This window comes from Euzebyella marina (assembly GCF_014855515.1).
In the GTDB taxonomy this organism is placed as follows: domain Bacteria; phylum Bacteroidota; class Bacteroidia; order Flavobacteriales; family Flavobacteriaceae; genus Euzebyella; species Euzebyella marina.
This window is the reverse complement of record NZ_JACYFK010000001.1, coordinates 1,940,127-1,962,101: the sequence shown is the minus strand read 5'-3', so window position 1 is coordinate 1,962,101 and position 21,975 is coordinate 1,940,127. Positions and strand designations below refer to the sequence as shown.

At 40.3% G+C, this 21,975-nt stretch carries 18 protein-coding genes; 11 read left to right on the top strand and 7 right to left on the bottom strand.

From position 1 onward, the window contains the following. Positions 1-20: 20 nt before the first annotated feature. Complete coding sequence (gene ffh / locus IL356_RS08045; protein WP_121849964.1) at positions 21-1,358, bottom strand: signal recognition particle protein; 1,338 nt, start codon at positions 1,356-1,358, stop codon at positions 21-23. Between the two features lie 213 nt (positions 1,359-1,571). Then, the gene (locus tag IL356_RS08040; protein ID WP_162987937.1) at positions 1,572-2,951 is read right to left on the bottom strand and encodes a hypothetical protein; all 1,380 of its coding nucleotides are present in this window, start codon (positions 2,949-2,951) and stop codon (positions 1,572-1,574) included. Positions 2,952-3,060: 109 nt separating this feature from the next. Between IL356_RS08040 and IL356_RS08035 the strand changes: the two genes are divergently transcribed. The 4 genes from IL356_RS08035 (at position 3,061) to IL356_RS08020 (ending at position 7,764) form a co-directional block, all read left to right on the top strand. Beyond that, positions 3,061-3,573 carry an RNA polymerase sigma factor gene (locus tag IL356_RS08035; RefSeq protein WP_225621412.1) on the top strand — a complete coding sequence of 171 codons (513 nt, stop codon included), beginning with the start codon at positions 3,061-3,063 and terminating at the stop codon, positions 3,571-3,573. 100 nt (positions 3,574-3,673) lie between these two features. Beyond that, positions 3,674-4,576 carry a FecR family protein gene (locus IL356_RS08030; protein ID WP_121849967.1) on the top strand — a complete coding sequence of 301 codons (903 nt, stop codon included), beginning with the start codon at positions 3,674-3,676 and terminating at the stop codon, positions 4,574-4,576. Further along, entirely contained in the window at positions 4,566-7,088 is a 2,523-nt protein-coding gene (locus tag IL356_RS08025; RefSeq protein ID WP_121849968.1) for a TonB-dependent receptor, read from the top strand. Before IL356_RS08030 ends, IL356_RS08025 begins: the two co-directional genes overlap by 11 nt. A 52-nt stretch (positions 7,089-7,140) precedes the next feature. Beyond that, a complete protein-coding gene (locus IL356_RS08020) occupies positions 7,141-7,764 on the top strand; it encodes a class I SAM-dependent methyltransferase (protein ID WP_121849969.1) in 624 nt (207 codons plus the stop codon). A 48-nt stretch (positions 7,765-7,812) separates the two neighbouring features. Here IL356_RS08020 and argS read toward each other — a convergent pair whose 3' ends face one another. Next, positions 7,813-9,597 carry an arginine--tRNA ligase gene (gene argS / locus IL356_RS08015; protein WP_121849970.1) on the bottom strand — a complete coding sequence of 595 codons (1,785 nt, stop codon included), beginning with the start codon at positions 9,595-9,597 and terminating at the stop codon, positions 7,813-7,815. A 166-nt stretch (positions 9,598-9,763) separates the two neighbouring features. Between argS and IL356_RS08010 the strand changes: the two genes are divergently transcribed. The 7 genes from IL356_RS08010 to IL356_RS07980 all read left to right on the top strand — a co-directional run bounded on the left by IL356_RS08010 (position 9,764) and on the right by IL356_RS07980 (position 16,212). After that, positions 9,764-10,189, top strand: a complete 426-nt coding sequence (locus IL356_RS08010; RefSeq protein WP_121849971.1) for a hypothetical protein — start codon at positions 9,764-9,766, stop codon at positions 10,187-10,189. Between the two features lie 36 nt (positions 10,190-10,225). Continuing rightward, a complete protein-coding gene (locus IL356_RS08005) occupies positions 10,226-11,662 on the top strand; it encodes an SDR family oxidoreductase (protein WP_121849972.1) in 1,437 nt (478 codons plus the stop codon). A 6-nt stretch (positions 11,663-11,668) separates the two neighbouring features. After that, positions 11,669-13,150, top strand: a complete 1,482-nt coding sequence (locus tag IL356_RS08000; protein ID WP_121849973.1) for a BCCT family transporter — start codon at positions 11,669-11,671, stop codon at positions 13,148-13,150. A 186-nt stretch (positions 13,151-13,336) separates the two neighbouring features. Further along, complete coding sequence (locus tag IL356_RS07995; protein ID WP_121849974.1) at positions 13,337-13,828, top strand: MarR family winged helix-turn-helix transcriptional regulator; 492 nt, start codon at positions 13,337-13,339, stop codon at positions 13,826-13,828. A 4-nt stretch (positions 13,829-13,832) separates the two neighbouring features. Then, a complete protein-coding gene (locus tag IL356_RS07990) occupies positions 13,833-14,135 on the top strand; it encodes a CBU_0592 family membrane protein (protein ID WP_192466537.1) in 303 nt (100 codons plus the stop codon). A gap of 285 nt (positions 14,136-14,420) precedes the next feature. Continuing rightward, entirely contained in the window at positions 14,421-15,212 is a 792-nt protein-coding gene (locus IL356_RS07985) for a DUF3050 domain-containing protein (protein WP_121850781.1), read from the top strand. 1 nt (position 15,213) lies between these two features. After that, positions 15,214-16,212 (top strand): phosphotriesterase family protein, encoded by a 999-nt coding sequence (locus IL356_RS07980; protein ID WP_121849975.1) that lies wholly within the window; start codon positions 15,214-15,216, stop codon positions 16,210-16,212. Positions 16,213-16,221: 9 nt separating this feature from the next. Here the strand turns inward: IL356_RS07980 and IL356_RS07975 are convergent, their stop codons facing one another. The 4 genes from IL356_RS07975 to metE all read right to left on the bottom strand — a co-directional run bounded on the left by IL356_RS07975 (position 16,222) and on the right by metE (position 21,927). After that, positions 16,222-18,387 carry a xanthine dehydrogenase family protein molybdopterin-binding subunit gene (locus IL356_RS07975; protein WP_121849976.1) on the bottom strand — a complete coding sequence of 722 codons (2,166 nt, stop codon included), beginning with the start codon at positions 18,385-18,387 and terminating at the stop codon, positions 16,222-16,224. Between the two features lies 1 nt (position 18,388). Beyond that, on the bottom strand, positions 18,389-18,880 hold the full coding sequence (locus IL356_RS07970) for a (2Fe-2S)-binding protein (protein WP_121849977.1): 492 nt from the start codon (positions 18,878-18,880) through the stop codon (positions 18,389-18,391). A 3-nt stretch (positions 18,881-18,883) separates the two neighbouring features. Beyond that, on the bottom strand, positions 18,884-19,489 hold the full coding sequence (locus tag IL356_RS07965; RefSeq protein ID WP_162987938.1) for a hypothetical protein: 606 nt from the start codon (positions 19,487-19,489) through the stop codon (positions 18,884-18,886). A 131-nt stretch (positions 19,490-19,620) separates the two neighbouring features. After that, positions 19,621-21,927 carry a 5-methyltetrahydropteroyltriglutamate--homocysteine S-methyltransferase gene (gene metE, locus IL356_RS07960; RefSeq protein ID WP_192466536.1) on the bottom strand — a complete coding sequence of 769 codons (2,307 nt, stop codon included), beginning with the start codon at positions 21,925-21,927 and terminating at the stop codon, positions 19,621-19,623. Positions 21,928-21,975 lie beyond the last annotated feature (48 nt).

The following is a 21,975-nucleotide window of genomic DNA, read 5'->3' as shown; positions in this document are numbered from 1 at the left end:
TTTAAATCAAAAGGTTGAAACTACTGGCGGCCGAGAGCACCGCCCATCATTTGCATCATCTTTTTACCGCCACCGCCTTGCATCATTTTCATCATCTTGCTCATTTGGTCGAACTGCTTTAAAAGTTGATTTACTTCTTGCACCTCTCTACCGCTACCTTTAGCAATTCGTTTTTTTCTACTGTGGTTGAGTTTTGAAGGGTTTGCTCTTTCGTCCGGTGTCATGGAATGAATGATGGCCTCAATGTGCTTAAAGGCATCATCGTCGATATCGATACCTTTAAGGGCCTTGCCCATTCCGGGAATCATGGCCATAAGATCCTTCATATTACCCATTTTCTTTATCTGTTGAATTTGGGAAAGGAAATCATCAAAACCGAACTTGTTCTTCGCAATCTTCTTTTGAATCTTTCTAGCCTCCTCTTCATCAAATTGCTCTTGCGCCCTTTCAACTAAAGAGACCACATCGCCCATACCCAGAATACGGTCGGCCATTCGCGAAGGATAGAAGATATCGATTGCTTCCATTTTCTCACCCGTACCGATGAACTTAATAGGTTTATCGACCACCGATTTAATCGAAATAGCCGCACCACCACGTGTATCACCATCGAGCTTGGTCAAGATAACACCATCAAAATTCAGCACATCGTTAAATGCCTTTGCCGTATTGACAGCATCCTGTCCCGTCATTGAATCAACAACAAAGAGCGTCTCCTGTGGTTGAATGGCAGAATGTATGTTCGAAATTTCGGTCATCATGGCCTCATCTACCGCCAAACGACCTGCCGTATCTATAATCACTACATTAAAGCCCTCTTGTTTGGCTTTTGCAATACCCGCTTGTGCTATGGCGACCGGGTCATTGTTCTCACGGTCAGAGTATACCTCAACATCGATTTGTTCTCCGACCACATGCAACTGATCGATAGCCGCAGGGCGATAGACATCACAAGCGACCAGCAATGGCTTTTTGGTCTTCTTTGTTTTAAGAAAATTGGCAAGTTTACCGGAAAAAGTGGTTTTACCCGAACCTTGAAGCCCCGACATAAGTATAACCGAAGGGTTACCCGATAGATTTATACCTTCACTTTCACCCCCCATCAACTCGGTCAGCTCGTCTTTGACAATCTTGACCATTAATTGACCGGGCTGCAATGTGGTCAATACATCTTGACCCAATGCTTTTTCTTTTACCCTATTGGTAAACTCTTTGGCTATTTTAAAGTTGACATCGGCATCCAGCAAGGCCCTGCGTACTTCCTTTGTAGTCTCGGCGACATTGATTTCTGTAATCTGACCGTGACCACGTAGCGTATGTAAGGCCTTATCTAATTTCTCGCTTAAATTATCGAACATGATTCATGTACATTTTGAAGAAAGGCAAATTTAATAATAACTAGGGGAAAGACAGGAGAATTGGAAGAAAAATAAGCCTCGTTAAAGACCTTTGTTGAACTGCCATAAATAACTAGAGACCATCTATAAAGTAAAAGAGCACCCATTGATCAATGGGCGCTCCTTCGTTTGTGGGGTGAACTACCGGACGCTCCGGCAATTTTTGTAAAAACTCTAGTCCTCACATTGCATAACAAGTAGGATAACTTCAGTATTTCTTTTTAATTTAAATCGTCCTTCGCCGCATTCAATTACCTGCCACTCTCCGATGTAATTGGCCAAGGTCATACTTAGACCTTCAAAAACAACCACATTGCCAGAAATAGACCAGCGACCTTCGTCTACAACGGTTCCATTTGGGTTTTTAACGTACATAACCAATTCCGAATCGAAATCAATGGTCAACTCTTCAAAGAAAGTACCGTCTTCGTTTAGAATTTTATAGGGGCATTCTTTTAGATATTCAGATATATATTCATCTGAGCATTCTATGGGCTTATAATCACAAGCCTTTTCAAGAGTAATCTTGTCTTTGTTCTCATTGAACAGATTAATAATACCCTCTACAATTTCGTAGACATACCAAGTACCATTAAATTCAGCCGAATCTTCGAATTCTAAATCGACTACTACCCTATAATCTGAAATTCTCGTTTGCCATTCACCTTCCATTTTAAAACCGAAAGAGTTCGATGCGGTTACTTTTCCATCCTCAAGAAAGGTAAGGTAATAGTTCTCATATTGCCCGGAATCGTCTTGTTCATTGCGTACTAACCTGCCGATACTCCAAGGGCATTTAACCAAAGTTTCATCTAGACGCTCTTCGGTAAAATCGTCATCATTGTGATCATTATCGTCGTCTTCATCACATTGAGTCTGCGACTTGCGAATGATATCGGTCAGTTCTGAATTGCTGTTGACAGTGACTTGGGTACTATCTTTATATTGAAAGGAAACAGGAAAGTTCAATCCCATCAAATCTTGTTCTGCCAAGCCTGCAAAAAATCTTCTAAACTGAAAATCGTTCTCTACCTCAATGGTGTTCGTAAGCTGAAAATTAGGGTTGTAGGTGAATACCGTCACCGGATAGACAATGTCAACACACTCTATATCATCATCTTCTCCGCCTTCGACACAAGTATCGGCCAGTTCGTATAAAGAATCATAGCTGTCTACGGTTACTTCAGTATAATCGGCCATGGTCACCGTAAGCGGAAAGTTCAATTGAAAGTCATAATCTTCATCTTCCAAAACATCAAGGCTTTCTTCTACCAATAGTAAATCGGCACTTGTCTCGACCATGATTTCGCTATCATTGACTACAACAGAATACGGAAAAGCGATATCAAAACAACTAGCGCCATCAATAATATTATCGCCCGATCCATCGTTCGCCACTACTTTTTTAATCAAAGTAAGCCCCTCGGCATCGGTAGTCAATGTCTGTTCAGGATCAAAGCTCTCTTCCAAAGGGTCTTCATCTTGACAGGACGCCAAGATTAGCGCTGCACCCAGTAGGAAGGCATACAGCGACAGTTTTAAATAATTCTTCATATCGATTTGGATTTTCATGCTTACTTCTAAGCTTAAACAACATTCTTTCAAAATACCCTACTTCACGAATGTCGTAATTTTAAAATATCTTTGGAAAAAACCGACTCTCTTGAATATCGAAAAGACTGATAATGTTTGTAACGAGCAGGTATTCGGCTCAATTTTCACGGCTAATTCAAAAACGATCTTTAACTATATATATTATAAATTCGGTAATGAGGAAAAAGCCTATGATGCAGTTCAAGAGGCTTTTGTAAAACTATGGGAAAACTGTTCAAAGGTACCCCCCGAAAAGGCAAAATCATTCGTTTATAAAGTTGCCAACAATTTATACCTCAACGTTATCAAGGCCGAAAAGATTCGGTTGAAGTATGCTGACAAAAGCGCCAAAACGACCAATGAAACTCCCGAATTTATTATGGAGGAGACTCAATTCAAAGAAAAGCTCGATAGGGCGCTTGAAAGCCTTCCTGAAAACCAAAGAACCACCTTCTTATTGAATCGAATCGATGGAAAAAAGTATGCAGAAATAGCTGAAATGGAAGGCGTTAGCGTGAAAGCAATAGAAAAGAGAATGCATTTGGCACTCAAGACCTTACGAGATAAAATAGATGGTATTTAGACAATGGCTGTAAAGGCCGTCTCTGAAATAAACACATAATAAAATAGCAAAAGTAGGGTTTTATCATAGTTGATTGTTATACAGCATATAAGCTAAAAAAATGCAAGAGAATTATTTGGCAAAATGGTTGAACGGTGAATTAACGCCTTCTGAATTGGAAGAATTTAAGAATTCTGACCAATATGCCACCTATGTGCGAATTTTAGAAGCTTCCGAAAATCTTGAAGGTCCTGATTTTGATAGCGATAAGGCACTAGAGGCCATCAATAACCGAAAGACCTTGACCGAGCCTAGGGTGGTACGACTGAACCCGTTCAAGAATTTCTTACGCGTAGCTGCGGTAGCCGCAATTATTATGTTCGGTGCGTTTTTATACCTAAAAACCCTTGACACTACAATCGATACCGGCTTTGCCCAGAACAAAGAATTGGTGTTGCCCGATGAATCAATAGTAATACTTAATGCCGATTCACATATTTCTTACAGTGAAAGTAATTGGAAAGACAATCGAAAAATTGATTTAAAGGGAGAGGCTTTCTTCAAAGTGGCCAAAGGTCAAAAATTTACGGTGAATACGAAGGCCGGAGATGTATCTGTTCTAGGCACACAGTTTAATGTAATACAACGTGATGGGGTCTTTGAAGTTACTTGCTATGAAGGCATGGTGAACGTAAATTTCAAGAAAGTCGAAAAGAATCTGTCTGCCGGCGATTCATTCAAGGTACTAGAGGGCCAAATAGTTGAGACTGGTAACACCATAACACAAAAACCCTCTTGGCTAAACGATGAAAGCACTTTTAACAGTGTACCGCTAAAATACGTTTTAGCTGAGTTCGAAAGACAGTATAATATTGAAATTGAAGTGAACAATATTGATACCGATCAATTGTTCACCGGCACCTTTACCCATACCGATAAAGACCTTGCCTTAAAAAGCATCAGTGTTCCTTCACAAATAAAGTTTAAATTAGAGGGCGGCAAAGTGCTCTTCTATGGCGAATAAAATCCGTTTATATTTTCTTTTTTGCCTTAGCCTTTTTCTTTTCTTAAATCCAACCTCCTTTTTGGGCCAAGAGGCAGGTGCTCAAATACGCCTGAGTGATTATCTGCAAGAACTCGAGCAGACTTTTGAGGTTAAATTCTCGTATGCCGATGAGCAAATCAACCAAAAGCAAATAGCCCCTTCCAACTTTGAAGATCTTGATGAAATTCTCACCTATATTGAGTCTAAGACCCAACTTAAGATTCAAAAACTCAGTGAGCGCTACTATGCGTTAAGCTTAAAGGAAACGCTTAATATATGTGCCACGGTTTTAGATAATTTTGAGCAGAACACTGTAATGGGAGCAACCGTTGAAGTTCTCAGTAGCAAAATTTTTAAGGTTACTGATGAAAACGGAGGTTTTTATATCGAGAACGTACCAAAAGATGCGGTACTTAGAATATCATATCTTGGTTATAAGAACCTCATCGTAGCTGCTTCAGACCTTACTCACGACCAGCCCTGCAAAACCCTATTATTAAGTCAATTTTATCAACAATTGGAAGAAGTAGTTGTTTACGAATTCTTGACCAAGGGGATTATAAAACAGACCGATGGCAGTTTTCAGATAAACAGTGAAGAATTCGGGGTTTTACCAGGTCTTATCGAACCCGACGTACTTCAAACCGTACAAGCTCTACCAGGCATAGAAAGTGTTGATGAAACCGTATCTGATATAAATATCAGAGGAGGAAGCAACGACCAAAATTTGATTTTATGGGATGGTATAAAAATGTATCAATCGGGGCATTTTTTCGGTCTTATTTCTGCCTTCAACCCTTATCTGACGGATGAAGTAACATTAATAAAAAACGGAACCAGTTCAAGATACGGCGACGGGGTTAGCGGAATTATAGACATACGTACGAAAGACAATATCGAAGACCAGTTATATGGGGGTGCCGGTATCAACCTCATAGGTGGCGACGCCTATGCACATGTTCCTATTTCTGACAAACTGGCCGTTCAGTTTTCGGCCAGAAGGTCGATAACAGACCTTATTTCAACCCCTACTTATGAAAAATTCTTTACTAGGGTTTTTGATGATAATGAAGTTTCGCAAGATGGTAATTTTTACTTCTATGATTTTACGGGAAAATTACTTTATAACCTGAACGACTCACAAAAAATCAGGTTTAGTTTCATTAACATAAATAACTTATTGGACTATTCGGAAACGGAAATGGAGTCGAACGAAAAAACCCAAAGTTCACTTGACCAGACCAACCTTTCTTTCGGTGGTAGCTGGCAGAGTAATTGGAACGATGTTTTGACCAGTAATTTAAGCACCTACTACACACGATATGAATTAGGCGCCAAAAACATAACTTCCAATGCACTTCAAGTACTTTTTCAGAACAACGAGGTAGAAGAATTGTCAGCAAAGCTAAGTGCAGATTATAGCCCGAACGATTTCTTTCAATGGTCAAATGGTGTTCAATATACCGAAACAGGCATTAGTAATACTACCGATGTTACCCAACCGCCATTTCAAAGCAATGTTCGAAATGTGGTTCGAAGCAGTGCCCTGTTCAGTGAGGCTCAGTACCGCTCAGAAAACCAAAAACTATTTTTACGGGGTGGCGTGCGCCTTAATTATCTCGAGAACCCGAATAGTTTTAAAAAGTTTATTCCTGAACCGAGATTCAGCATGAATTATTCCATTACCAGGGAATTTAAAATTCAAGCTTTGGGTGAATTTAAAAGCCAGGCTACCAACCAAATCCTTGATCTTGAGCAAAACTTTTTGGGTATTGAAAAACGAAGATGGATCGTCTCAGATGGAGAAACCTTGCCCGTTACCAAAAGCAAACAAGGGTCTTTCGGTTTTAATTATGATGCTCAAAATTTCTATGTGGGTGCAGAAGCTTTTTATAAGCTGGTCGAAGGCATCAGCACTTCTACACAAGGTTTTCAGAATCAAAACCAGTTTAATGGCGAAATTGGTGAATATGAAGTAAAGGGGTTGGAATTTCTCATTAACAGAAAAACCGACATCTACAGTATCTGGGCAAGCTATACCTACAACCTGAACAATTATAGGTTCGACGAAGTGCTTCCTCCCGAGTTTCCGAACAACCTTGATATACGGCACACAGCCACTTTTGCGGGCACCTACAATCTAAATCAATTGAAATTTGGCGTTGGCCTAAATTATAGAAGTGGCAGACCTTTCACCGAACCCGATGCTTCTGACCCCATAGATTCTACCTTTTTTCCGAATAGAATCAATTATAATACCCCGAATAGCAGCCGACTGCCAGAATATTTAAGGGCCGATGCATCGGTAATCTATCAGTTCGACCTATCTAGATCGCTAAAGGCTTCAGCGGGTATTTCAGTACTCAACATTACCAGTCGTAAAAATATTCTCAATACCTACTATCAATTAAATGAAGAGAACGAAATAGAAACTATCAGTACAACCTCATTGGGTATAACCCCAAATGCCAGTTTTAGAGTAAGGTTTTAGTAATTACGATAACTATGATAATTATAAATTTCAATCAAAAGCAAAAATTATAATGAACGATCCGTGGCAAAAAAAATGGAATGAACGATACAGTCAAAAGGCATATGCCTTTGGCACTGAACCCAATGTTTTTCTAAAAGAACAATTAGATGAACTCAACCCTGGCAGTATATTGTTTGCTGCTGAAGGAGAAGGTCGTAATGCTATATATGCCGCCACGAACGCATGGGAGTCCCATGCTTTTGACATAAGTGAAGAAGGCCAAAAAAAGGCTTTTCATTTGGCTAAAAGTCATGATGTTTCTTTAGACTACCGTTTGGGCCAACTTCCCGATTTGGGATATAAAGAAAATAGTTTTGATGCGGTTGGACTGATATACGCCCATTTTCCTGCGGAAATAAAGTCGGAGTACCATCAAATTATTGGTAATCTGGTCAAAAAGGGTGGGCACATAATTCTGGAGGCCTTTGGAAAAAACCACTTGCCCTATCGGGAAGCCAATCCGAAAGTAGGCGGACCAAGAAATCTTGAATCTCTTTTTTCAATCGAGGAAATAAGGTCTGATTTTCATGACTTCGAAGCAATCATTCTTGAAGAAACAGAAATAGAACTTAGTGAAGGAGCTTATCACAACGGAAAGGGTTCTGTAATTCGGTTTGTGGGCAGAAAGCGTTAAAGTCCCTCTTCCTAACGATAAAATTTGAACATGCTGCCAATGCTCTATTTACATTCTATCAGGCACCCCTATACCGAGTAATTTAAAGGCCGATTCGATTACCTCGCCTACCTTTCTAGATAGTTGAATTCTAAAAAATCTTTGGTTCTCATCAGACTCTCCTAAAATCGAGACTTGCTGATAGAACGAGTTAAACTCTTTCACCAAATCATATGTGTAATTGGCAATCAATGCTGGGCTGTAATTTTCAGCGGCCAATTGAATCGTTTCCGGGTAAAGCATCAATTGTTTGATAAGCTCCTTTTCTTTGGGATGGAGGTCTGTAATCTTTGCAGCACCTTCACCCGAGGCCCCAATTTCTTCCGCCTTTCGCAAAATTGATTGAATGCGGGCATAGGTGTATTGAATAAAGGGCCCTGTATTACCTTGAAAATCTACAGATTCTTCAGGGTTGAACAAAATGCGTTTTTTAGGGTCTACTTTCAGAATGTAATATTTCAATGCCCCCAGACCTATCATGTGGTAAAGCCCTAGTTTTTGTTCTTCAGAATAGTCTTCGAGTTTACCCAGTTCTTCGGCTATTTCTCCAGCGGTCTGGGCCATTTCATTCATTAAATCGTCGGCATCAACCACGGTACCTTCTCTACTCTTCATCTTTCCGCTAGGCAAATCGACCATGCCATAGCTAAGATGAAATAGATTACTAGACCAAGAATAACCCAACTTCTTTAAAATTAAGAACAGAACCTTGAAGTGATAATCTTGTTCGTTACCAACGGTATAAACCATACCGCCGACATCTGGATAATCTTTGACTCTCTGAATTGCTGTTCCGATATCTTGGGTCATATATACGGCAGTGCCATCTGACCTTAAGACAATTTTTTCATCAAGCCCCTCATCAGTAAGGTCGATCCAAACACTACCATCTTCCTTTTTGAAGAAGACCCCTCTAGTAAGTCCGTCTGCAACGACATCCTTTCCTAAAAGATACGTATCACTTTCATAATAGAGCGTATCGAAATCGACTCCCATATTTTTATAGGTTTCGGCAAAGCCTTCATAAACCCACGAGTTCATCGTTTTCCAAAGTGAGACGACTTCTTCATCACCAGCTTCCCATTTCTGAAGCATTTCTTGGGCTTCCAAAAGAATAGGCGCTTCTTTTTCCGCCATTTTTTTATCGACCCCTTGGGTGACCAAATCTTCAATTTGCTTTTTATAGGCCTTATCAAAAGCAACATAATAATTGCCTACGAGTTTATCTCCCTTCAGACCAGATGTTTCCGGCGTTTCCTGATTTCCAAAACGTTTCCAGGCGAGCATACTTTTGCAAATATGAATGCCCCTATCATTGATAATTTGAGTTTTATATACTTTTTTACCGGCAGCCTTTAATATTTCGGCCACGGAATAGCCCAAAAGATTGTTCCTGACATGCCCAAGGTGCAAAGGTTTATTGGTATTTGGCGAAGAATATTCTACCATAACCGCCTCGTTACTCAATTTTGAGGCAATACCATAGTTTTCGGAAGAGGCTATCTCATCAAATTGATTGGTGTAAAATTGATTACCGATGACAAGGTTTAAAAATCCTTTAATGACATTGAATCCTGAGACCTCATCTACTTTCTCCTTTAGATACTCCCCTATCTGCTCTCCAATTTGCGCCGGGTTTCCCTTAACATAACGCAGCATCGGAAAAACCACCACGGTCACATCTCCCTCAAAATCTTTACGGGTAGGCTGAAATTCTACTTGAGGTAGTTCAGTTGAAAATAATTCGGCCACAGCCTCTTTAACCTTTATCTCTAAAATTGATTCAATGCCCATTTGACTTTGCGTATATAAGGCTGCAAAATTAATCAAATTTTATACTTTACAGGTGCGTAAGCGTTCATATATATTGCCAAACAGTCAACCGATTAAGAAGCCTTTTGAGTAATTTTGTACTGTAATTTTTCAAATTGCCCATAAACACCAAATAAAGGTTCTAACTATGCTTCTCAACGTTTCTTACTCGGATAAGGAAATGACCCGCAAGATTGATCTGTTGGTGGGCAAACCTTTTTCTTTGAAACAACGTTGGGCGTTGGGCGGAATCGGATCACCTCGACTTTTCATTACCGAAACAAGCACAGGCATTAGAAACCTGTTGATTTTAGATAATAACCGTGACCAGTGCAACATTGAATTGAGACCCTCCGGAATCATAGTGCGTTTCCGTTCTTTGTTAGAAACCTATGCCCTGGTCATTCCTTTTTACAAATTAACCGTCTATAAAGGCGATTTAGGTATTTATTCAATTCATAAAGACCATCACTTTATAAAGGTAAATGCCGAAACTAAAGCTGTTCAAAAGTTTTTCAAAAAGCTTTTAGATTACAAAGTTGATAATGCCCCTACTACTATAGAAGACCTCTAGAAATGTTGTGCGTTTAATAAGGTAGCACGATAGAAAATGAAAATACTGCTTACCGGCGCAAACGGTTATATAGGTATGCGACTGCTTCCGCAACTGTTGGAAGACGGGCACGACGTTATTTGTACGGTACGTGATGAGAGCCGTTTTTCAGTCGCCCCAGAAATAAGGTCTCAAATTGAAGTATTAGAAATTGATTTTCTTCAAGAAGTCATTCCCAAAAAGATTCCGAAAGATATTGATGTCGCTTACTTTCTCATTCATTCGATGAGTGCCTCGACCAAAGATTTTAGCGACATGGAGGCCAAAACGGCTAGAAATTTCAATAAATACATGTCGCAGACCCAGGTCAAACAGGTCATTTATCTAAGTGGCATCGTAAATGAGGATAAGTTATCGAGGCATTTAGAATCCCGTAAAAATGTAGAGAACATTTTATACAAGGGCCCTTTCGCATTAACAGTTCTAAGAGCCGGTATTATAGTGGGTTCGGGCAGTTCAAGTTTTGAAATTATCAGGGACCTATGCGAAAAACTACCTGTAATGATAACACCTAAATGGGTGCTTACGAAAACGCAACCCATCGCCATACGAGATATCATCGTATTCTTAGTGGGGGTCTTGGGCAATGAAGAAACGTATGACGATTCCTTTGATATTGCTGGCCCAGATGTTCTCAGTTATAAAGACATGCTAGAACAATATGCAGAGGTACGGGGTTTTAAGAATTATATTTTGACGGTGCCCGTTATGACACCAAAACTATCGAGTTATTGGCTCTATTTTGTAACCTCTACTTCTTACAAATTGGCCATGAACCTGGTCGACAGCATGAAAATAGAGGTCATCGCCAAAGACCGAAGATTACAAGAGCTTCTTAATATTCGCACGCACACGTATCGCGAAGCCATCGACCTAGCCTTCAAAAAAATAGAACAAAACTTGGTTATCAGTAGCTGGAAAGACAGTATGATAAGCGGTAGGTTCAGAAAAGGCTTGGAGAAATACATTCAGGTACCTCAATACGGTGTTCTCACCGATAAGCAGAAAATAGCTGTGGATAATCCAAAAGAGGTACTGGATAATATTTGGAAAATTGGCGGAGATAATGGCTGGTACTACGGCAACTGGCTATGGAAGGTACGGGGTTTTCTGGATAAACTTTCGGGAGGAGTCGGTTTGAGACGTGGGCGAACACATCCCGATAGAATGTTCGCAGGCGATTCGCTTGATTTTTGGAGGGTTCTTTTGGCCGACAGGGAGGCTAGACGATTATTATTGTTCGCGGAAATGAAACTTCCTGGAGAAGCATGGCTTGAATTCAAGATTGAAAAAAACATACTTTATCAAACGGCTACCTTTAGACCACGTGGCCTCAAGGGCCGGTTGTATTGGTACAGCCTTCTCCCCTTTCATTATTTTATCTTTGGCGGTATGATTCGTAATATTGCCAAGACGCCTACCAATGGAAGTTAACTACGAATGGAGCTTATAAAGAACAGATTACTGACCATCTCTACTGGCATTCTGCTTCTTTTTACCGTATGGGTCTTTATTTTCACCGAGTCTGCCTACGAAACTATTGAAACAACTTCTCTATGGGTTCGTAACTATTTTGGCTATTTCTATCTTTATTTAGGTCTGGCTTGTGTTGTTCTTCTCTTGGCGGTTGCCGTTTCTCCTTACGGAAAAATAAGATTGGGCAAAGAGAACTCCCGACCTGAACATAGTCTATGGGCATGGTCAGCGATGCTTTATAGTGCGGGCATGGGTGCTGGTATACTTTTGAGGGCGGTTCAAGAACCGGTTTACATGCAACAGAACCCGCCGTACAGTTCACAATTATCAGCAGATATTCTGGCTCTCGAATTTACCTTCTATCAATGGGGTTTCACCGCTTGGGCATTCTATGGCCTTTTTGCAGTGGTTGTCGGTTATGCCCTTTTTAGGCAAAACAGAAAGGTTAGAATAAGTAGTAGCGTCTTTGAAAATAGGGCCAGTAAAAAATTTAGGGCAGGTATTGACGTTGTCACGATTGTGACCACAGTTTTTGGTCTGATTGCTGCCATAGGTTTAGGAACCACTCAAATTAAGGGCGGGCTTAATCATATCTTCAAGGCTTCTTTTGGCCTTTCTGTAACTTTGTTATTGACACTTTTGGTATCTGCCATTGCCTTTTACTCTGCTTGGCAAGGATTGAACAAGGGAATCAAGGTGATTTCTAAAATCAATATTTTGGTTACCCTTTGCATTCTCCTTTTTATCTTTTTCACGAGCGACATAGCGCACATATTAAAATCATTTGTAATAGCAACGGGCCATTACATTTTAGATTTTATCCCCATGAGTATAGCTTACGGAGAGTATAATCCGGGAATAGCTTTTCTAACGGATTGGACTTTCTACTATTGGGCATTTTGGCTGGCTTGGGCGCCCTTTACGGGCATATTTATTGCTCGAATATCGAAAGGGCGAACTCTTCGGCAATTGATTTTAGGTGTATTGATTTTACCGTCATTAGGAACCTTCTTTTGGTTTTCGGCATTTGGATCTTCAGCTTTTCAGGCCATCGAAGCATGGGGAAGTTATAATGGGGAATTCGACAATATTTTCTCATCACTCTTTATTTTCTTTGAAAACTACCCGATGGCTACTTTTCTAAATTTCATTACCATATTTCTTTTAATTAGCTTTTTGGTCACATCGGTAGATTCGGCGGTTTTCGTTTTAAGTATGTTTACAGATAAGGGTAAGAAAGAACCAGATAAAAAACATCGACTTGTTTGGTCGGTCTTTATACTATTGGCAACGATGGCACTTTTACTCTTAGGAGATGCCAAACCCGAAATAGATGTGCTTATTGCCGTACAAAAACTTCTTATCATCACCTCATTGCCCTTTGCCCTATTCATATTGATAATGAGTGGTATGTTTATTTACAACCTGAAAAAGAACCATAGCTAAGAGTTAATATATCAATTACTTGACCCGTAAAATTAGGTGTTCTTTTTACTTGAATAGGAGTTTCATTAGTTCTCATAGCTACTGTTTTCACTTAAAAATAAAGTTGAATTAACCATAATTTTATCTTTTATGTAACTAGTTACCATTTTTTCATTTACATTTGCGTAACCAGTAACATATATATTTATGAGCAATGACTTTTTATATGAAATGGGGTACCCCGGTATCACTGCGCGGCTTAAGCGTTTGAACGATTTGTTTGTTGTTCAAACAAAGCAATTTTATAAAGAGTTTGATATTGATATAGAACCCAATTGGCACATGATTTTTGTTCTTCTGGAAAAGGAAGAAAAATTATCAATTACAGAGATTGCCGATTTTCTCCAGATAAGCCATCCAGGAGTGATAAAGCTGGTCAAAAAGATGAAAAAAAATGGTTATCTAAAATCTCAACAAGACCCCAATGATAGCAGAAAACATCTATTAATGCTTTCGGATAAGGCTATTGAGAACCTGCCTAAATTCCATTTTTATTGGAATGCCGCTACCGAAGCCCTGGAAGACATGATGGATAACAACACCCGGTTGCTTGAAGAAATGCGTATTGTAGAACAGCATATGATAGAATCTGATTTTAAGGAAAGAATCGTTCAAAAATTGAACGAGAAAAAAGAATGATCTTATGGCACTAAAGTTTTTTTTGGATTTCTCAGGATGGACAGGCTCTATAATGGTGCTTGTTTCCTATGCGCTAACCTTGCGAAAAACAGGCGATTTCTCCCGTCTATGTAGCTATCTCAACCTCATCGGGGGCTTCCTTATCGCCCTTAATTGCCTGTACTACAATGCCATGCCGTCTTTTTTTACTAATATAATTTGGACATGCATTGCCGTCATATCCATTTATAGGGCCAGAAAACACATGGAGAAATCGGCACTTAAAAAAAAGACCAAGATTCGAAAGACCAAAAGTAGTGTTACCTGATCAATTTTTTAGAACTTCTTAAATAGGCCTTACTTTCAGACCAACAAAACTCATTAAATATTCCTCCCTAAATCCATTTTAAAGATGGGGGCGCCTGATTAAAAGTTATATCTAAATTATAGATATGACTATCAACAGATTCAATAACCATTTGTCGAGCTTAACTGGTCAAACTATTTACAATTGGCTACTTTTGCACATGATACTTTCGACTTTGTTTCAATGCTATAGAAAGAAATAGCGCTTTGAAATTCAGTGATTGCATTATATGAAAAAAGGAAATTTATGATAGGAATAGCCCCCATTGAAAAAGAAATTAAAGGTCTTCGAGAAGAACTAACGAACCATCGTGTCTACGCCCTTCTCACCGAAATGGAAGACGTTCGCATCTTTATGCAAAAACACGTTTACCCGGTTTGGGATTTTATGTCACTCTTAAAATCGTTGCAAAACCACCTAACGTGTACCCAATTACCCTGGAAACCTGCCAAAAACACCAAAACAGCACGGTTTATCAATGAAATTGTTTTTGGCGAAGAAACCGATATCAATGAGAAGGGTGAGCCAAAGAGCCATTTTGAAATGTATCTAGATGCCATGCAAGAGGTAAACGCCGATACAACCCGGGTACTCACTTTCATTAATGATCTTGACGGTATGAACGACATTAAGAATCAGCTAGAAAATGCCGATTTAAGACCTGCCGAAAGAGCCTTCTTGCAATTTACCTTTCAGACCATTAATGAAAATAAAGTACATAAAATTGCATCTGCATTTACTTTTGGCCGTGAAGATTTGATTCCTGATATGTTCTTAGAAATTATTCAGCAGTCGTCAAAAGAGAATAAAGCTAGTTTTCCAAAACTAACCTACTACCTTGAAAGGCATATTGAGTTAGATGGTGACGAGCATGGCCCGCTTTCGTTGGAAATGATCAAAGAATTATGCGGCACTAGCGAACTGAATTGGTTGGAGGCCCTAGATGCTGCCAAACAAGCACTACAGGTTCGAATCAAACTTTGGGACGAAATTGCCGATGAAATCGAGGTAAGAAAAAACCAACTACAAACCATTTAAGATGAAAACTAACATAGCATGGTGTTTTCTTTTTGGCATCATGGTATGCCCTTCGGTTCTTCATTCTCAAAATGATTCTATTGCAACGGTAAGAGGTACTATTAGCACCAATGACCTGAGCCTGTCACTTACGCATGAGCATATCATGTCAAACTACGGGGTCTCTATGGACTCTACCGCTTTTTATGATGAGAAAGCTCTATTTGAACAAGTGGTACCTTATCTAAAAAGTCTAAGGCAACAAGGGGTTCGTTCCGTATTTGACTGTACCACCGCTTATTTCGGAAGAAGGGTCGATTTACTTGAAGAAATATCGAAACGCACCGATATACATATCATTGCAAACACGGGTTTTTATGGCAGCGCCAACGACAGATACATACCCCAGTTGGCATATGAACAACCAGTAGAGGAAATCGCCCAAATTTGGACAAATGAATTTGAAGAAGGTATAGATGGGACGAAAATTAAGCCTGGGTTCATAAAGCTTGCTTTCGATTCGGGTTCACCATCGACAATTGATTTAAAACTGGTGGAAGCAGGTATATTGACCCACTTAGAAACTGGTCTGACTATGGCCATTCATACGGGAGAAAATAGAGATGCTGCTCAGAAAACCCTTTCCCTTTTAAACAAACACCAAGTTTCACCATCGGCATGGGTCTGGGTCCACGCCAATAAACAGGAAGACAATGAAATGCTTTTTGAAATGGCAAGACTTGGAACGTGGATATCTTTGGATGGGGTAAACCCATCTAATTATAAAGACTACGTTGACCGACTACAAAAGTTCAAGAATGACGGTTTATTGAAAAAAGTGCTGCTTTCCCATGACGGAAACGGATTTCCGGCGGGTGGTGCAATTAGAAGTTTTGATGCAATAACCCAATTTCTGATTCCTGAATTGAAAACCGAAGGTTTCACAGAGAATGAAATCGAACAACTTACCATTGAAAACCCTAAGAAAGCATTCACACCAGTCATTCGCAGGTCTGAATAATACGGTTTACTACGAATTTAAATAATGCTGCAGGGGCATTTCCCTTAAGCGCTTTCCGGTCAGTCTAAAAACTGCGTTGGCTATAGCCGCCCCTATAGGACCCAATGGGGGCTCCCCAACTGCTCCTGGAGTTTCAGAACCCTGTAATAGAGTGATATCAATCTCTTTAGGCGCATGCTTCATAAGGGCCATTTGGTAAGGACCGTAAATTGTTGGGGTTAGCTCCCCTTTCTCTACCTCCATCTTTTCAAATAGAGCTGCGCTCATACCCATGATTATAGCGCCTTCACATTGTGCCCTTACCTGATCGGGATTCACTACCAACCCTGGATCCATAGCGCAGAAAACTTTGTGTACTTTGATTTCCTCATCAGTAATAGAAACCTCAACTACCTGTGCACAGGGCGTACTGGCATCGGTAGAGGCAGCAAAGCCCATAGCTCTTTCTTTCACAACCGCATCCTTATAATTAGATTTTTCTACTACGGCTTTTATAACTGATGACAAGCGGTCTCCCCTATCATCTTTTTGAATATGTTCCAATCTAAATTGAGCCGGGTCCTTTCCTGTTTTAACGGCGAGTTCATCCATAAAACTCTCTATGGCAAAAGTATTGGCCAAAAGCCCTAAACTACGCCACCAACTGGTAGCGAACGGTAATTTTATACGCCAAGAGACAGCTTGATAGTTCGGTATCGCACCATACTGAACCATTCCCCCTCTCCAAGCACCCAAATCGGCCCCTAAAATAGGTTCGGCAATACTCGGAACCATGGGAGAACCAAAAGCGACATCCCCACTCGATACATTGTGTTCGAATGCCTCAATAGCCCCTATATCATTCAAACGGGCCTTTAGAACGTGATGCGTGGGCGGCCTAAACGTGTCATTTTGAAATTCTTCCTTACGTGAAAAAAAACATTTCACGGGTCTTCCTACCGCCTTTGACATCAGAGCTGCTTGAATACCATTTGGGGTGTGCAATCGCCTGCCAAAACCACCTCCTAAAAAGGTAGGTACTATGTTCACTTGATTTTTATCCTTACCAAGACGGTCGGCAATTTCGTCGCGGGTAATCTTTACGACCTGTGTAGACATGTATATGGTGGCCTTATCCTCTTCTACATGAGCAAGAGCACCATTCGGTTCAAGCTGGGCGTGGGCACCTATCGGGCTCCAATATTCAGATACAATTACCTCAGTTGATTCAAAGACATCTTCAACATCACCCTCTTTCTGAATGGTGAACGGTTTGCCCTTACCGACCGTCAACATCGATTTTATTGCAGAGGTGTTCCAATCTTCACCCGTTTCCCATTCAACTTCTATGGCAAGCTTCGCATTTTCGGCCTCTTGATAAGACTTGGCAACGACCCCAACAAAATCCTTTTCCAGAACTATTTTAATAACTCCAGGCATTTTCTCCGCTTCCGAAAAAGTAGCATTCTTAAAAGTTGAGCCAATTTTAGAGGGTCGAACAACCGAACCAAAAAGCATGTTCGGTAAAGAAGCATCCATACCAAAAATAGGCGCCCCAAAAACTTTATCCTTCAAATCGACTCGGGGTACCGGTTTACCGACCCATTTCATTTCAGAAGTAGGCTTCAGCTCCGGTGTATCAGGAATCTCCCATTCAGAAACACCATTGGTTACTTCGGCAAAAGTCATAGTGTTCTCTCCCAAGTAAAAACTTCCCTCAGAGAACCTTATTTTATCTCTATCAACCTTCCATTTCTCAGCAGCCTTGATGAGCAGCATTTCCCTCATGGTCGCCGCCAACTCCCTCAACGGAACCCATAGCGCCGAAATAGAAGTACTGCCTCCCGTGGCAAAACCATCCATATTACCTGTGGCAGATGGGGCATGAACGACTTTTATCTGTGATACATCGACCTCTAATTCTTCAGCTGCCAATTGCGCCAGACCGGTAAAAGTACCCTGCCCCATCTCCACTTTAGGGCTATAGAGTATGATCTGATTATCATCGGTAATCTCAAACCAAATCAAAGGAGTCGAAGTATCGCCCATATAGGGAGCATCTGCCGAATTCAACTTTTTCGCAATAACCCTTCTAATCGAGCCCCTGAACACATAAGTACCAAGGGCCAGAACGCCGACAGTACCCAATGCACCTCGAACCAAGAACTTTCTTCTCGAAACTCTTTTTTTTGCCATTTTAAGAGTTTTCTGTGGATTGCAGGTTCGTTTCTCGAGTCAATTCAGCCGCTCTATGTATGGCTTTTCTCATTCTGTAATAGGTAGCGCATCGGCAGACATTGATTATGTTGGCATCGATTTCTTCATCGGTAGGATGGTCATTCTTGGAAAGGAGTGCAGCTGTCGCCATCATAAAACCAGGTTGGCAATAGCCACATTGCGGCACAATTTCTTCAACCCACGCCTGTTGCACCGGATGTGGACGTTCAGGAGTTCCAAGGCCTTCTATTGTCACTATATTTTTTCCTTTTGCGAATTTGACTGCATAAGAACACGACCGTACGGCTTCACCATCTACATGCAATGTACAGGCACCGCATGCCGCTTTTCCGCAGCCAAACTTCGTTCCTTTCAAATCTAAAACATCTCTTACCACCCATAAAAGCGGTGTGTTTTCATCTTCAACTTGAACAGACCGGTTTTCGCCATTTATTTGAAATGAAATTTCCATAAGTTATTTTTCGGAAGGTATTATAGCTCCTTCATCAAACCATTTCTTTACTGCTATTTTAAAATTTTCTTCTGAGACAGGAGGTACCTCCCTAGGCTGCCCATTTGCATCTATTCCCGGGTCCCAGGCCCATAGCACCAGTTCGTCTTCCGTCATATGCTCTACCAATTCTTCATGTGATTTGCCCCCATTGGTAGATGGATTAAGTAAGCGTTTTGCTATTTCAGTTTTACTCAGCCCTTGCCAGCCCATACTAGCAGGAGCCAAAGCCCAGTGGGATGCCCCCGGTACACCTGAATAATCATTGTTTTCTTCTTGGTGACAGGCAGCACATTTGGTAGCGGAAAACCCCTTATCGTTTTCGCCTCTAGCCATATCAAAATAGTGAGGATGCCTTTCATCGCCCTGCTTAGGTACGTTATCGGTTGGATGACAGTTCATACACCGAGGATGCATAAGGACCTGCATTACCTGATCATAAGCCTTCTCTGTAGTTATGTTCGAATCTCTCTCTAAAGGCTTATATTTTTTCATCGAAGCCACCTCATTACTCTCCATAAAAATGACCGAAGCAATTAACCCTATAAAAAGCATGAAAGTGTATTTCATAATAGAATCCAATAAAAAAGGTGGACATCCTTAAGATAAATCTTTAAGGAGAATCCACCTAATTTATAATTTATTGGATTAAAACTAACCTTGACTATATCAAAAAAGGCATAATCCGTTCCAACTATCCGCTAAACCGATTGCAGCTGCTTTTGACGAAGTTTTTGCGCCGCTCGAACCATGTTTTCCAAAGCTAATTTAGTTTCTGGCCAATCCCTGGTCTTTAAACCACAATCAGGGTTCACCCAAATATTCTCGATAGGAAGTAGTTCAGACGCCCTCTCCAACAAATTTTCTATCTCTTCGGTTGTTGGCACTCTTGGGGAGTGAATATCATACACCCCAGGGCCTATCTCATTAGGATATTTAAAATCAACAAATGCCTGTAAAAGTTCCATTTCAGAACGTGACGTCTCAATAGTTATGACATCGGCATCCATCTCTGCAATATCATCAATAATGTCATTAAATTCAGAATAACACATGTGGGTATGAATCTGAGTGCTATCATCTACCCCACTTGCCGAAATTCGAAATGCCTTAATGGCCCAATTTAGATAAGTAGCCCAATCTTCTTTTCTCAGGGGAAGCCCCTCTCGTATCGCAGGCTCGTCTATTTGAATAATCTTAATACCCGCCTTTTCTAAATCACAGACTTCATCTCGAATGGCTAAAGCTATCTGATTGCAGGTGGCCGACCTCGGTTGATCGTTACGTACAAATGACCATTGAAGAATCGTTACAGGGCCGGTCAACATTCCTTTTACATGTTTCTTCGTTAAACTCTGGGCTACAGATGACCATTTGACCGTCATGGGTTTCGGTCTTGAGACGTCACCATAAATAATGGGTGGCTTTACGCAACGTGTGCCATAGCTTTGAACCCAACCAAATTGAGTGAACGCGAAACCGGATAAATGCTCACCAAAATATTCAACCATATCATTTCTTTCAAACTCGCCGTGAACCAAAACATCAAGACCAATAGCTTCCTGAAATTTGATGGCCTCATGAGTTTCGTTGAAAAGAAATTCGTCATAGGCTTTTGAAGATAATTCGTTCTTCTTGAATTTTCTTCTTTGGATTCTTACTTCTTTTGTTTGCGGAAAAGAACCGATTGTTGTTGTCGGATATAAAGGCAATCGGAGATGGTTACGCTGCTCTAGTTGTCGCTGGGTAAACGGAGATTTTCTTTGCGAATCACTTTCTTGCAGGTTTTCTAGCCTTTTCTTAACCTCACCATTGTGAACTAGTTTCGAAGAACGCTTTAATGAATGTACCCTCTTATTATCTGATAACCTTTCAAGTATGATTCCTCCTTCCTCACCGTTCGCCAAGGTTGTTAGGTCTATAACCTCACCTAATTTTTGTTCGGCAAAAGCCAACCATTGTTTAACTTCATTCGGAATCTTTTCATTATTTGATTCAAGTTCTAGATTTACCGGACTGTGCAGCAAAGAGCAAGAAGTACCGATCCAAATTTGAGAACTATCTAACTTTTCTTTGGCCTTTTCGACTAGCCTTAACGATTGTTCATAATCGTTTTTCCAAATATTTCTACCATCGACTAGACCTAAAGAAAGAATCTTATTACCATTGAATAATGGGTGTGCTAATATATCATCTAACTGCAACCGGCATCTAACCAAATCAAGATGCAATACCTGAACAGGCAGGTCAAGGGCCAAGTTGAGGTTTGCTCCGTAACAATCAAAATAATTGGCTAAAATGATTTTCAGCTTTGTGGAATTGTTCGCAAAAAACGAGTATGATTTCTTAATCGCCAATTGTTCTTCACGGGATAAGTCTTTAGCCAAGATGGGTTCGTCGATTTGTACAAATTCGACACCTTCACTTGCAATCAACTCCAAAAGCTCTTGATAACAAGGAAGAAGGCTTGAAAGAAGGTCAAGTCGATTAAAACCATCCTCTTTTTCTTTTCCTAGTAGAAGAAAAGTTACCGGACCAATAATGACAGGTTTAGTCTGTATACCAAATTTCTTTGCTTCCTTTATTTCTCCAAGAATTTTATCAGGATTCAACGGAAATTTGGTTTCACTTGTAAACTCTGGAACGATATAATGATAGTTGGTATCGAACCACTTGGTCATTTCCATAGCCGTTACATCGACCTCCTTATTTTGAAGGCCTCTGGCCATGGCAAAGTATTGATCTAAACCATCAAGATGTTCGAATCTTTGCGGAATGCAACCAAGTGTAGTACACATATCTAAAACTTGGTCGTAAAGCGAAAAATCATTGGAACTGATCAAATCGACACCTAAGTCGTGTTGTAACTTCCAATTTTCCGATTTGATTTGCCTACCGACGTTTAGGAACTCATCTTCTGTGGCATCGCCACGCCAATACTTTTCTATAATCTTTTTCAGCTCTCTGTTAGCCCCAATACGAGGGTAACCTAATACGATTGACTTCATAATTTATTTAACTATTACACCATCAAAAGTAAATTTTAAAGATTATTA